Genomic DNA, 13190 nt, shown 5'->3' on the forward strand with positions numbered 1-13190 from the left:
CACCGGAACAACCACCACCACCAACGACACCTGCTGCCACACCAACAACCAGTAGGACTGTCGGCCCTTCCTGAAACGGGTTGGTGAGCAACCAGCCCGACAACCGGTTCCCGATGCGGCCTCCAGCGGCATCGGGAACCGGACCAGACTTCGGTCCCCGGTGCTGCTCAAAGCCGTGCCGGGGACCGAATCCATCTACCCCCGGTGTCATCGACCATTCCCACCAGCGAGAGCGTGATCCGTGTGTTCAACATCCCGGCAATAACCTGGACCCTGACCCTGTTTCTCCTGGCCGGAGGAACCTACTACATCCGGCGGGCCATCCGGTCCCGCCGCACGACGGACCGCATCAACCACGCCCTCCACGCCCTGATGCACACCCTGATGGCTGCCATGCTCTGGAACGCCATCCCCTCCACCACTCTGGTCCAGATCGCCGTCCTCGCCGCCGCCACCCTCTGGTTCATCATCCAGGCCGTCGCCCGCCCCCAATTCAGAACCTTCTGCGCTGGTACCCAGGACCGGCTCAAGTGCCTTTATCACAGCCTCACCATGGCCGCGGCAGCCCTCATGATCGCTATGATGGCCATCCCCGGCGCGGCAACGACCGGCGCCGGCGCGACTGGCCACGCGACGGCCGGCCACAACCACCACGCCATGAGCGGAGCGCCCGCCACCGGCGCAGCCTTCAACCACACCCCCGCCGTGGCCATCATCCTTACCGTGCTCTTTGGAACAGCCGCGGCCGTCTTCCTGGTCCTGTTCCTGCGTCGCCACCAGCCCACACGCACCAAAGAGCACCACACCACCCGGCGCACCAGCCGCACCGACCATGCCCTCGAAGCCACCGGCGCCGCCATCATGGCCATCATGTTCGCCACCATGACCGCCTAGCCAACCACGCCAATCCCAGCCGCCTGGGGGCCCGCAGCCGTACCGGCGGCAGCACCGACGTCGTGCTCTATGGATTTACAGGACCGGTCGTTTGACCGCCAGGCTGAGCAGATCCACGTTGTGCATTGCGTCCGCGGCCCGCACGAGGGCCAGGTGGGAGAACGCTTGGGGGAAATTGCCGGCCATTCTGTTGCCGGCTGTATCGAACTCTTCACTGAGCAGACCGAGATCGTTTGCCAGCCCCACCAGTTTGTCCATGAGCTTGGCAGCGTCCACATGACGGCCGGTGCGGGCGTACTGCTCAACCAACCAGAACGAGCACGCCAGGAATGGGTGTTCGCCTGGTTCAAGGCCATCCACGCCTGTTTGGGTCAGGTACCGCATCAAGAGGCCATCGCTGGTGACCAGTTCGCCTTCCATTCTTTCGATGGTTCCGAGCATGTGTTCGTCGTCGTAGGCAAGGAACCCCACTTGAGGGATAACCAGCAGGGCGGCGTCGGTTTGAGTGCCGCCGTAGCTTTGCGTAAAGGTGTTCAGGGCCTGGTTGAATCCACGGGTCATGATTTCTTCCCGCAAGTTGTCCCGCAACCTCTCCCAATGGTCAGCCGGGCCTGCGAGTCCATGGTCGCGAACAGCCCGGACTCCGCAATCGAACGCCGCCCACATCATCACCCTGGAGTGCGTGAAGTATCTGGTGGAACCCCGCATTTCCCACAGACCAAAGTCCTTGTCATCGATGTGCTTTTCGACAAAAGACAAAAGGGCGCGCTGCAGTGCCCAGGAAAATGAGTCTTCCCGACCTCCCGCCAGCCTCAGCCTTTCCAGCGCAACCATGACTTCCCCAACGACGTCGGCCTGGTACTGTGCGGCTGCTGCGTTGCCTATGCGTACTGGCGCAGCGCCGTTGTACCCGGGCAGGTGCCCCAATGCCCGCTCTTCGAGATTGCGTTCGCCAGCTATTCCGTACATGATCTGCACGTCCTCGGGATCTCCAGCCAGAGCCCGCAGCAGCCAATCACGCCACTTCAGCGCCTCGGATTCATACCCATGCGTCAGCATCGATTCCAGGGTGAGGGCAGCGTCCCTTAGCCAGCAGTAGCGATAGTCCCAATTACGCGATCCCCCGAACTCTTCCGGCAAGGAGGTAGTGGGGGCTGCCACAATGCCACCGGTTTCGAAATGGGTCAGTGCCCGCAACACCAGGAGCGAACGCTTGACCATGGGGCTGTACGGGCCGTCCTGCCGGCAGTTACCTGCCCATGTCGTCCAATATGCAAGCGCTTCATCCAGGGCTTCGTCGAAGTTCGTCCGCTCCGGGAGTGGTCGGTAGGAGGGGAACCATGCCAGCTCAAAGTCCAGCTGCTCACCGGCTCCGACCGTGAATGAATTGCTATGGCCATGCGGATGGGGGTGTGGCAATGGGTCGCAGTGCAAGGCCCACGCGTCCGGCCCGGCCATGGCAAGCAATGTATCTGCGTTGCCCGAGCGAACCCGGCTCATCCACGGCTTGATCGCCCCGTACTCGGGACGGACACTGAATTCCTGCCACAGGTCAACGTCCCCTTCAAGCCCTACGACGCGTCTGAGGAGTGCCGAGCCCGGCCGCCCAACGGGCATGAAATCGACAACTTTGACCCGCCCCTGCGACGTCTGCCAAATAGTCTCCAGGACGAAGGTCGAGTCCATGTAGTGCCTGGCTGCGACCGTCGCCGTGCGATCCTCAGGTGCAATAACCCACCGGCCGTGTTCTGCGGTGCCCAACAGTGCGCTGAAGCTCGCGGGCGAATCGAAGCGCGGAAAGCATAGCCAATCGATGCTCCCCCGTTTGGAGACGAGGGGGGCCGTAGCAAGATCTGACAGCAGCGCGTAATCCTCAATCGGTTCCGCCATACGCCAACTAAAGCACAAGGGGAACAGGGCGGGAACAGCACGCCAGGGTTACTCAACAGCTCCGCAGTCAGGACGTGCCTATTCTCCGGTGCCGCCCATGCAAAGCACCCACGGGACTGCCGGGAGGGCACGTCGTTCAACAGGATCGCTGGCCTTAATGGTTCCGCCCAGGAACCGGCCTGTGTTGGTGGCAATGACGGTGCCGTGGTTATCCACGATGGAGGTGTTCGGCGGCAACTGACCCAGGAGCGGCTCAAACGCGGACTGGAGTTGGCCGACCCGGACGTCGGCGCCCAGGGTCCCAACATAGTCTCCCGCGATGACCACCCGTTTGCTGAAAGTGACGACATTCTCGTTCGTTCCGCTGGCATCAACATACGCGTGGCTGGTGTGGACGTGGCTGTCCTCGCCCGGATCGTCGGGCCGCCAAGGTGCTGTGGCGAAATCGTAGAGGTCTATGTCGATGTAGAGCCGCTGCGGCGATTCCGGAGCCACCGGCGTGTAGCACCAGGCCATCCAGCTTTCGCCGAAATACGACTCATCGGCCACGAAGCCGGTTCCATAGAGGAGCGGAACGCCGATCGCTACGGCCCTCCGGGCCGCACCGTAGATGTCCGAATCCAACTGGTCCTTGCCGGCGGCGGACGCGATACCGGCACGTACTTCCTTCTCGACCTCGCGCATTGATGCTGCAGCGGTTCCATGGAACGTTGCGGCCAGCGACTCGATGGCAGCCACCGCGTCATCGATGGTGGTCGGGGTGGGCGAACCAGTCGAAATGCCTTCCAGTTCCATCCTCTGGTCAATGACCAGGTTCATGTCCCCCCTGACGTGTTCCTCTGCCAGCTCCCTGGCGAGTGCAGCGTCGCCCGCCCTGATGGCCTCGACGATGTGAGCATGCTCTTCAGCAGCCGCATCCCTATGATCCGCCGGATCCGCCCAGACCAGTGGGCCCACCTCGGCCTGCAAGGCAATCTCTTGGCGCGTAAGCCTGACCGAACCAGAGCTGGCAGCGAGCTCAATATGGAACTTGCTGTCCGAACGGATCGCATCCGCCGGGCGCTCACACGCCCGGATTTCAACGGAGGTGTGTGCAAGGCGCCCCATGGAAAGGCGATGGGACTGATTGGCCGACGCCGCGGCAGCTGCACCGGCCAGGAAGGCGCGGTACTCCCGCAAATCGCGCAGGTCTTCCAGGGAATACGACGCAAGTGATTGGCGCTGCATGCGGGTGATATCCCCGGTGTTGGCCTTGACGAAGCTTCCTCCGCCCTTGCCACGCCGCGTTTCGACGAGACCCAATCCACGCAGCTCCGCGAGCGCGGAACGCAGCGTCAGGGTCGAAACACCCATCACGGAAGCCAGATAACTTTCGCTGGGAAGCTGGGACCCATCCTCAAGCACCCCGAGCTCGATCGCGTGCCGCAGCCGGCGTCCGACTTCTTCACCGCGATCGGCTGCTTCCAACGGCGCGAAAGCGAGTTGCTCTTTCCATGTAATCACGGTGCACACTCTCAATCAATTGACATTTAACCTTGAATGTCTATTGACCTTTAAAGATGAAGGTCTAAAGTTAAGAGTAGCACTTAGAAGTTTTCAGGGACTCTCAAGAAGGGAAAGATGATGACACGAGAAGAAGCTTTTGCACGATGCACTCCGGACTCCTACGTCGAGTTCTACGCCGGTCACTGGCTCGTCGTGCCATTCGCCCAGGTTGAGCAGCCACGGTTCTTCGTCTGCACCCCAAGGATGTCCCTCAATCCGCGAAGCTGACCACCGGCGCGGCAGATGGTGCCACGTCAGGGTGGGCCGCCCACCAAGCCGCACATGCTGCGCGCCAGCTATCGAGGTTATCCTCGCGTCCGCTGATGGTCACGGTATAGCCGGCTACGGAGGCAGCGGATTCCCCGCACCAGTATGAGGTCCCTTCCTTTCTTAGCGTCGGGTACTCCTCGTATAGCTCCCCGAGGGAGCCAATCAGATAATCCGGGCGCTGATCCACGTGTGCTGCCAAAGCCGTGTCGACCGAGTCGACGCCCGTCAGGACGAGCGCCGTGGCCATCCCAGCGCGGTTCCCACCGAGAATGTCCGTGTCCAGCCGGTCGCCCACCACAATCGGACGGTCAACTCCTGAATGGCGGGCAGCGGTCTCAAAAAGGGCGGGCCCGGGCTTGCCTGCAACTGAGGGCGTCTTGGACGTAGCAGCGGCCACGGCGGCCACGAATGCACCGTTCCCTGGCGCAAACCCGCGCTCTTGGGGAAGCGACATATCGGTGTTCGTTGCGACCCAGACAGCGCCGGCGGCCACGGCGTAGGCGGCCTCAGCCAGGTCTTTCCATCCCAGCGCCGGCGAGAACCCCTGGATCACGGCGTCCGGCTGGTCATCAGCTGACCTGACGACGACGAGACCTTGCCCCCTGACCGCATCTGCCAGGGTCTCGCTCCCCACCACCAACACTGCCGAGCCAGCAGGAACCTGTCCAGCCAGGAGTTCAGCACCTGCCAGGGCTGAACCGAATACCTGCTCAGCTCTGGCTGGAGCACCCAGCTCACGCAAATGGGCAGCCACCTGTTCTGACGAGCGGGAGGCATTATTGGTCACGTACGCGAGGAGTTTGCCTTCTTCCCCGAGTCTTTCCAGCGCTTCTGTGGCCCCGTCGATAGCCCGCGGTCCTGTGTAAACAACGCCGTCGAGGTCCGCGAGCACACCGTCGTATTGGTCAATGAGACGCTCAGCCATGGAAGGCGCCGCTACTTATCTTGGTCATGATGCTTCCTGCCTCAGGGAACGTGTACAGATCGACGGAGTCGCCCCGGACAAACAAACGCCTGCAGCCAGTGCCGTTCTCGATGATCCAGACGAATCGGCCGTCCAAGGCGAGGTCATCCACGTAGGCGGCGTAGCGGAACGAATCCTCGGACCACACCTCAAGGCATTCGCCGCGCTGAAGGGTCGCCCATTCCTGGGCCGGTAGCCGGCGGGCGGGTCCGCGGTGCCGTGGGGCCTGTCCGGGCAAGTGCTGACCCATGTGGTGGTCCTTCCAAAGGTATGCGCCGGAAGTCCTTCCCCGGGCCGCGGGCAAAATTGACGGCTGCGGACCCTGGTATTCCAGGGCCCGCAGCCGTTGTAGTGACGTCCCGCAACCCCTGAATATGTGCGGGACGCCACGGTTTGTTGGAGGACTAGACGATGGCGGCGCGGAGCGCCTTTGCAGCCAGGGCAGGGTCCTCGGCACCGTAAATGGCGCCACCGGCGACGGCGACATCAGCACCGGCGTTCTGCACATCACCGATCGTGGCCAGCTTCACACCACCAGCAACCGAGAACGGAACACGGGCCTCAGCACCAGCACGCAGCAAACCATTCAAGTCAAAGCCAGGCTTGGCCTGCTCATCCAAACCAGCGTGCATCTCCACGAACTTCGCACCCAACGCACGAACTTCCTTGGCACGCGAAACCTTATCCGCAATACCGATCAGGTCAACCACAACACCCTTGTTGTGAGCCTTGGCAGCCTTGACCGCACCAGCAATCGTCGAATCATCAGCAGCACCAAGCACGGTCACCAGGTCAGCGCCTGCCTTGAACGCAATATCAGCCTCAAGCTCGCCGGCATCCATGGTCTTCAAATCAGCAAAGACAATCTTGTCCGGGTGGGCATTCTTAACCGCGGTAATAACCGACAAGCCCTCAGCCTTAATCAACGGGGTACCCAGCTCGATGATGTCAACGTACTCGGCAACCTGGCCAGCCAGCTCAAGAGCAGCCTCGGTAGTCAGCAAATCAATAGCAACTTGGAGTTTCATAACAACGCTTCTTTCTATAGGAGGTGCGGTTCCCTATCCATGGTTCCGAAGTGAACAGGCAGGGGGAACGCTGTTTTTGGATGGTTGAAACTACCCTTTAGGACGGGTCAGTGCAGGCCGGGCCCAACCCACCCAAAAGAGTGGCTAAAACCATCCTGAATTAGCGTTTCGGCTCCTTCCCTTCGGAAGGACGATGGAGAGGTACCCTCCGGAACTCCCGGGAGCCTACGGCTGACACACAGATCCCGGCCCTCTTAGGAAAGGCAGTCCAATGCAAACCTCAGATACGTGTCTCACTGCGTGGATGGGCCGGGAGGCCCTCGCCGAAGCCATGATTCCGGTGATAGGCCGGCTTTACCGAGAGAACAATGTGGTGACCAGCATCCACGGACGCAGCCTGGTCAATAAGTCCACCATGAGCATCCTCAAAGCCCACCGCTTCGCACGACGCATCAGCAAGGAAGAATTGCTGCTGTCTGAGACAGCTCCGCTGCTTAACGCCTTGGCCCAACTACAGCTCGGCTCAGCGGCCATCGACATCGCCCGCATGAACCAGAAGTTCAAGGAGAAGGGCAACGGGGCAAGCCTGGAGGACTTCCTCAGGGCTGAACTGTCCGGAGTCGTAGGCAAACGCGGCCGCGCTGCCGGCGGCAGCACCGACGTCGTGCTTTATGGCTTTGGCCGGATCGGCCGCCTGCTGACCCGCATCCTCGTGGAACAAGCTGGCGGTGGCCACGGGCTGCGGCTCCGCGCAATCGTGGTCCGCAAAGGCGCGGACAACGATCTCACCAAGCGCGCCAGCCTGTTACGCCGGGACTCGGTCCACGGATCCTTCGAAGGGTCAATCAAGGTGGACGCTGCGGCCAACACCATCACCGCCAACGGCGTGAGGATCCAGGTCATCTACTCAGACAACCCGGCAACCATCGACTACACCGTGTATGGCATCAATGACGCTTTGCTGGTGGACAACACCGGTCGGTGGCGGGATGTCGAAGGCCTGTCCCAACACCTTCTCAGCAAGGGGGTGGCCCGCGTCCTGCTCACCGCTCCGGGCAAGGGAGACCTGAAGAACATCGTGCATGGCATCAACCACCGTGACATTTCGGATCAGGACAAGATTGTCACCGCCGCCTCCTGCACCACGAACGCCATCACCCCCATCCTGCAGGCCATCAATGACAAGTACGGCGTCATCCACGGCCACGTGGAGACGGTGCATTCGTTCACCAACGACCAGAACCTCATCGATAACTTCCACAAGGGCGACCGCAGGGGCCGCTCCGCCGCACTCAACATGGTGATCACCGAAACCGGCGCGGCAAAGGCAGTGGCCAAGGCTTTGCCGGAACTCGAGGGAAAGCTCACCGGCAGCTCCATCCGGGTTCCCACGCCGGATGTTTCCATGGCCATCCTCAACCTGAACCTGGAGCGCGGCACCACCAAGGATGAGGTCAACACCTATCTGCGGGAGATGGCGCTGCACTCGGACCTGAGGCAGCAGATCGATTACATGGATTCACCAGAGGTGGTGTCCACCGATTTCGTGGGCTCACGCCACACCGGAATCGTTGACGGGCTGGCCACGATTTCGAACGATAAGAACCTGGTTCTGTACGTCTGGTATGACAACGAGTTCGGCTACAGCTGCCAGGTGGTCCGCGTCATGGAGGAGATGGCAGGCGTGAACCGCCCGTCCTTCCCAGCGGCCAATGTGGTGGAGGAAGCCATGTCCGTGCTCGCAGCAGTGGGCTCCTGAAGCATGAAAATTGGGATCCTCACCAGTGGTGGCGACTGCCCCGGGTTGAACGCCGTGATCCGGGGCGCTGTCCTGAAGGGCATTGCCATCCAAGGACATGAGTTCGTTGGGTTCCGCGACGGCTGGCGTGGGGTTGTGGAGGGTGACGTCATTGAGATTCCCCGCACCCTGGTCCGGGGCATCGCAAAACAGGGCGGCACCATCCTGGGCACCTCGCGCACCAACCCCTTTGAGAATGGTGGCGGCCCGGAGGTCATCAAGGACCATCTGGAGCGCTTGGGCATTGATGCCATCATCGCCATCGGTGGCGAAGGTACGCTCGCTGCCGCCAAGCGCCTCACGGATGCCGGGCTCAAGATTGTGGGCGTCCCCAAGACCGTGGATAACGACTTGGACGCAACGGATTACAGCTTCGGCTTCGACACAGCCGTCCACATCGCCACCGAGGCCATAGACCGGCTCAGGACCACTGGCGAATCCCACCACCGCTGCATGATCGCCGAAGTGATGGGGCGGCACGTCGGCTGGATCGCACTGCATGCCGGCATGGCCGCCGGGGCCCACGCGATCCTCATTCCCGAGCAGAAAGTCAGTGTCGAGCAGATTGCCCAGTGGGTGAAGGAAGCTCACGCGCGCGGCCGGGCACCCCTTGTCGTTGTGGCTGAGGGCTTCGTTCCGGAGCATTTGGAATCTCCCCACTCCGAACGTGGCCTTGACACATTTGGCCGCCCCCGGATGGGTGGCATAGCGGACCAGTTGGCTCCGGAACTTGAAGCGCGGACCGGCATCGAAACCCGGACCACCATCCTGGGGCACGTCCAGCGGGGAGGTGTGCCGACAGCCTATGACCGCGTTCTTGCTACCCGTCTGGGTATGGCGGCTGTCCATTCAGTCGTGGAGGGCCGCTGGGGCACCATGGTGGCCCTCAAGGGAACAGACATCGAGCAGGTGGACTTCGAAGAGGCCCTTGGCAAGCTCAAGGTAGTCCCCCAGCGCCGCTATGACGAGGCCGCCGTTCTGTTCGGGTGATCGGCACCATCCCCAGGCCGACAAGCAAAAAGCCGCCCCCGCCGTCGTTCTTCTGTTGGGAAAGCACGACGGCGGCAGCAACGTTGGCGTCACAGCAACCGGCCCCGACACCAACGGCAAGGCCCCAACTGCCCCGAAGTGGATCCAGCCAGGCCACCCATGGCGCAGAGGGTCGACTAAGCGCACTATGGGGAGATGAACGCCCAGAGTGCCAATGGATGGTCACAGGGCGGTTCCGGCAACTTCGGGGCCGGCCTGCACCCGTGGAGCCGTTATGTGGCTTTGGGCGACTCGTTCACCGAGGGTTTAGGCGATCCGGAGCCGCGGAGCCCCGGCGGCCTCCGCGGGTGGGCGGACCGGGTCGCGGAAGAATTGAGCACCGGTCACGATGATTTCGCCTATGCGAACCTGGCAATCAGTGGACGCCTGCTCCATCAGATCCTGGACGAGCAGGTGGGCCCGGCACTGGACCTCCAGCCGGATCTGATTACCCTCAATGCCGGCGGCAATGACCTGCTCTTCCACAGGAGCGACCCCGACAAACTCGCGCTCGAACTGGACGCGGGCGTGGAAGAACTTGCCTCGACCGGCGCCACCATCCTGCTGTTCACGGGGCCGGACTGGGGCGCTACCCCGGTGTTGGGCCTGGCACGCGGCAAGGTTGCCATCTACAACGAGAACATCCGTGTGGTAGCTGCCCGCCATGACGCTGTGGTGGCGGATCTGTGGGCGCTGCGCCGACTCACCGATCCCCGGATGTGGGATCCGGATCGGCTCCATTTCTCGCCGCTGGGGCAGCACACCATCGCCATCATGGTGCTCGATACCCTGAATGTTCCACATTCTTTGGAGCCCTTGACACCGAAGCCGCTGCCCGAGCGCAACTGGCGCGAAGCACGCGCGGGCGACATCGTCTGGGCGCGCGAGCACCTCTTTCCGTGGGTGGTGCGCCGCCTGACGCAGCGGAATGCCGACGACGGCCGTCACCCCAAGCGACCGGAACCGGGCCCTGTCTTCGGCGCCGGGATGCCTCCCGGAACGCTGGTGGGCAACGATCCCCGGAACATCACGGACACCTAGCCGGCGGGCTGGGCTTCCGTTTGCGCGCGGATGCTCCACGCCGACCAGTCCAGGGGGTGGACCGAGGGGCGTCCCAAGAGGTAGCCCTGGGCTGCGGTGATCCTGAGCGCGGTGACTTCCTGAAGTTCTTCCGCGGTTTCGACGCCGACTGCAATGACTTCGGCACCGATCTCCCTGGCAAGCTCAACGATGGCCCTCGCCCGGATCCTTTGCCCCTCGCTGCCTTCGATGCCTTCAATCAGGTGCCGGTCCAGTTTGATGATGTCGGGGCGCAGTTGTTCCACCCGCTCCAAGGAGACCAAAGCTGCTCCCGAGGCGCTGATGGCCACCCGCAGGCCCAGTGCGCGCAGCGGCCCCAGTCCGTCGTTGCCGGTTTGGCCTTCAACGTCCGCCAGGCTGCCGGTCAGTTCAACGATGATCCTGTCCGGGGCGAGGGATGCGGCGGCCAGCAGGTTCCGCACCCTCGGGTCACTGGATGTTGCGGGGGTGAGGTTCAGGGCAACAGACATATTGTCCGGGACGTCGTGGGCCGCCGTCAGCGCGCAGTGCAGGGCAGCAATCTCCAGTTCGGTCCCCAGCCCTGCGGCAGCAGCCTCGTTGAACCAGACGTCGGCGCCGGCACCGTCTTCCCCGACGAACCTCGTCAATGCTTCCACGCCCACCACATCGGCGCTTGGCAGCGCATGGACAGGTTGGAAGGCTGTCAGGAGGAGCTTGTCCGCGAGGATCGCCTGGATGCCTTCCCGCACCTCATGGCTGACGGGAACCGAAACGGTCCGGGCTGCGTCAACGGACTCAAGGTGCACGCTGGAGGATTCAAGCTGAACGGGGACGGCGGATGCCGATGAAGTCTCCTTGCGTGTTTCCAGCAGGTGCTCCAACAGGGCACCCGCAGGATCGTCCGGACTAGCCTCCACCAACTCGCGCAGCTTGATTCTGGCGCCTTCGCTGCGCGGTTCAGAATCAGCAAGGATGGACTCGATAATGTCCTTGACCTGCTCGCGCATGGTCACTTCAGCGGGCACGGCCGCGTCAGCGCCATTCGGGAGTGCGGAGTCCGCACCGCCGTCCGGTGAGAGAGAGCCCTCTTCTTGAGCCATCAGCTATTCCTTTATGTGTATCCCCCGCTGGCTGAGCCAGACAACTACCCGACCGACCCATCTGTGGGCCCTGTCACGAATAATACAGAAGAACCCTCCACCGTTGTTGCGGTGCGCTCTTTATAGACGTGCAAAACCGTGTCGCGGGACCAGCAGTCCTGAGATGCTTAGGGGGTGGCGTCCATCTCAACGGAAGCACCCCGCACCGCGCTCAGCTGGAAACTGTTGCCAGCGGCCCTGCTTTCCTCATCCGGCGTGCCGCTTTTTGCTTTGGGCAACGAGTTGCTCGGTTACGGACTGCTGCTCGCGAGCGTTGTCACAGCCGCTTTCATCGACCACCGGTTGATGCGTCACCTCGCGTTGGTAGCTGCGGGCATGTTCATCTTCAGCCAGGTCCCCCTCAATGCCGACCTCAGCACCGAGCACATGGCCCTCATGGGTGGTGCGCTCGCGCTGGCTGTCGTGGTGCCCTGGCTGGTGTCCCGATTCGTGTACGGCGAAGACATCATCAAGTTCCCCGTCAACACCGGCCGTAAATGGCCGTTGGCCGCAAAGTTGTACCTGATTGGCGTTGTGGCACTGGGCTACTTCATCCTGCCCGTCTACCTGATCAGCACCGGTGTGTACCAAAACTGGCCCGATGCTTCCGATCCAGACGTCTTCTGGCGGCTCTTCCTGGGCGTCAACGCCGTGGGGATCTGGGATGAGCTCTTCTTCATCTGCACCACGTTCACCCTGCTCCGCCAGCACTTCCCGGACTGGCTGGCCAACATCCTGCAGGCCGTGGTGTTCTCCTCATTCCTGTGGGAGATCGGCTACCAATCCTGGGGTCCCTTGCTGACATTCCCTTTCGCACTGCTGCAGGGCTACACGTTCAAGCTGACCAAATCGTTCACCTACGTGGTGTCAGTGCACCTGCTTTTTGACTTCGTGTTGTTCCTGGCATTGGTGCACGCCCACAACCGGGAGTGGCTGCCGATCTTCCTGTACTGACGCCGGCCCTGCACTGACCCCGCTAGCTCCCTGCCCATGCCTCTTCGGTCACTTCGATTTCCCGGGCCATATCGTCCAGGAAACGCATCACAGTTTCCCGTTCCGCGGGCGTCAGTCGGGCCGCAGCCAGGAATCGCTTTGCCTGCTGCCGCCCGACTGTCCGCATAGCGGCGTCGTGCGTTTCGGGGGTGATGGCGATGGCGAGCGCCCGGCGGTCGGAGGGGTGGGCGTGCCGCGTGACGTGGCCCGCGCGTTCCAGACGGTCCAGCAGCTTGGTGGTTGACGCCGTCGAAATATGCAGGCGGGAGGCTATTGCGCCTGGGGTGGCAATCACGCCATGGTTGGCGCAGACAATCAGGTAATGCAGTGCGCGCATGTCTGATTGGTTGAGCTTCATGTATCGCAAGGAGGCGTCGGAGAGGCGCTGTTCGGCCTCGCGCAGCCTTCCCAGGGCAGCCATAAGGTCGCTTATTTGCTGGACATCGCCCTCGGAAAGACCTGATCGATCCACCAACTCTTGTTGGGGGTCGTTGGCGTCCAGGTGATAGATGCCGAAGGAAACCGGGGTCCCGGCTTCTTCAGGAATCTGTTCTGGACTGGACATGTTGAGTATGTTACACCTAACTTCCTACATGGTA

General features: G+C 62.3%; 14 protein-coding genes. 6 read left to right on the forward strand and 8 right to left on the reverse strand.

Annotated features, from left to right (window positions below):
• A partial coding sequence (locus tag GVL04_RS24675) for a hypothetical protein (protein WP_235036250.1) occupies positions 1–211 on the reverse strand: 211 nt, incomplete at its 3' end.
• Between GVL04_RS24675 and GVL04_RS11220 the strand changes: the two genes are divergently transcribed.
• Positions 205–894, forward strand: coding sequence for a DUF5134 domain-containing protein (locus GVL04_RS11220; RefSeq protein WP_159704072.1), 690 nt, complete (start codon positions 205–207; stop codon positions 892–894). The two genes, GVL04_RS24675 and GVL04_RS11220, sit on opposite strands and share 7 nt — an antisense overlap.
• A gap of 75 nt (positions 895–969) precedes the next feature.
• On the opposite strand, the gene GVL04_RS11225 is transcribed toward GVL04_RS11220, so the two are convergent.
• Positions 970–2784, reverse strand: coding sequence for a glycoside hydrolase family 15 protein (locus GVL04_RS11225; RefSeq protein WP_159704074.1), 1815 nt, complete (start codon positions 2782–2784; stop codon positions 970–972).
• A gap of 78 nt (positions 2785–2862) precedes the next feature.
• A complete protein-coding gene (locus GVL04_RS11230; protein WP_159704076.1) occupies positions 2863–4287 on the reverse strand; it encodes a GntR family transcriptional regulator in 1425 nt (474 codons plus the stop codon).
• A gap of 117 nt (positions 4288–4404) precedes the next feature.
• On the opposite strand from GVL04_RS11230, the gene GVL04_RS11235 reads away from it, so the two are divergent.
• Positions 4405–4557: a hypothetical protein gene (locus GVL04_RS11235; protein ID WP_159704078.1), complete on the forward strand. Its 153-nt coding sequence runs from the start codon at positions 4405–4407 to the stop codon at positions 4555–4557.
• On the opposite strand, the gene GVL04_RS11240 is transcribed toward GVL04_RS11235, so the two are convergent.
• The 3 genes from GVL04_RS11240 to hxlA form a co-directional block, all read right to left on the reverse strand.
• Positions 4541–5524, reverse strand: coding sequence for an HAD-IIA family hydrolase (locus GVL04_RS11240; RefSeq protein WP_200846820.1), 984 nt, complete (start codon positions 5522–5524; stop codon positions 4541–4543). The two genes, GVL04_RS11235 and GVL04_RS11240, sit on opposite strands and share 17 nt — an antisense overlap.
• Complete coding sequence (locus tag GVL04_RS11245; RefSeq protein WP_159704080.1) at positions 5517–5813, reverse strand: hypothetical protein; 297 nt, start codon at positions 5811–5813, stop codon at positions 5517–5519. The genes GVL04_RS11240 and GVL04_RS11245 overlap by 8 nt, the downstream gene beginning before the upstream one ends.
• Before the next feature lie 154 nt (positions 5814–5967).
• The gene (hxlA, locus tag GVL04_RS11250) at positions 5968–6591 is read right to left on the reverse strand and encodes a 3-hexulose-6-phosphate synthase (RefSeq protein ID WP_159704091.1); all 624 of its coding nucleotides are present in this window, start codon (positions 6589–6591) and stop codon (positions 5968–5970) included.
• A gap of 271 nt (positions 6592–6862) precedes the next feature.
• Between hxlA and GVL04_RS11255 the strand changes: the two genes are divergently transcribed.
• The 3 genes from GVL04_RS11255 (at position 6863) to GVL04_RS11265 (ending at position 10459) form a co-directional block, all read left to right on the forward strand.
• A complete protein-coding gene (locus GVL04_RS11255; protein WP_159704093.1) occupies positions 6863–8350 on the forward strand; it encodes a glyceraldehyde-3-phosphate dehydrogenase in 1488 nt (495 codons plus the stop codon).
• A 3-nt stretch (positions 8351–8353) separates the two neighbouring features.
• A complete protein-coding gene (locus tag GVL04_RS11260) occupies positions 8354–9379 on the forward strand; it encodes an ATP-dependent 6-phosphofructokinase (RefSeq protein WP_159704095.1) in 1026 nt (341 codons plus the stop codon).
• A gap of 195 nt (positions 9380–9574) precedes the next feature.
• Entirely contained in the window at positions 9575–10459 is an 885-nt protein-coding gene (locus GVL04_RS11265; RefSeq protein WP_159704097.1) for a GDSL-type esterase/lipase family protein, read from the forward strand.
• Here the strand turns inward: GVL04_RS11265 and GVL04_RS11270 are convergent.
• Complete coding sequence (locus GVL04_RS11270; RefSeq protein ID WP_159704099.1) at positions 10456–11559, reverse strand: EAL domain-containing protein; 1104 nt, start codon at positions 11557–11559, stop codon at positions 10456–10458. The two genes, GVL04_RS11265 and GVL04_RS11270, sit on opposite strands and share 4 nt — an antisense overlap.
• 174 nt (positions 11560–11733) lie before the next feature.
• Between GVL04_RS11270 and GVL04_RS11275 the strand changes: the two genes are divergently transcribed.
• Positions 11734–12552 carry a CPBP family intramembrane glutamic endopeptidase gene (locus GVL04_RS11275; RefSeq protein WP_159704101.1) on the forward strand — a complete coding sequence of 273 codons (819 nt, stop codon included), beginning with the start codon at positions 11734–11736 and terminating at the stop codon, positions 12550–12552.
• 22 nt (positions 12553–12574) lie between these two features.
• On the opposite strand, the gene GVL04_RS11280 is transcribed toward GVL04_RS11275, so the two are convergent.
• Positions 12575–13156 (reverse strand): MarR family winged helix-turn-helix transcriptional regulator, encoded by a 582-nt coding sequence (locus tag GVL04_RS11280; protein WP_159704103.1) that lies wholly within the window; start codon positions 13154–13156, stop codon positions 12575–12577.
• Positions 13157–13190 lie beyond the last annotated feature (34 nt).

The organism is Arthrobacter sp. 18067 (assembly GCF_902706295.1).
Taxonomy (GTDB): Bacteria; Actinomycetota; Actinomycetes; order Actinomycetales; family Micrococcaceae; genus Arthrobacter.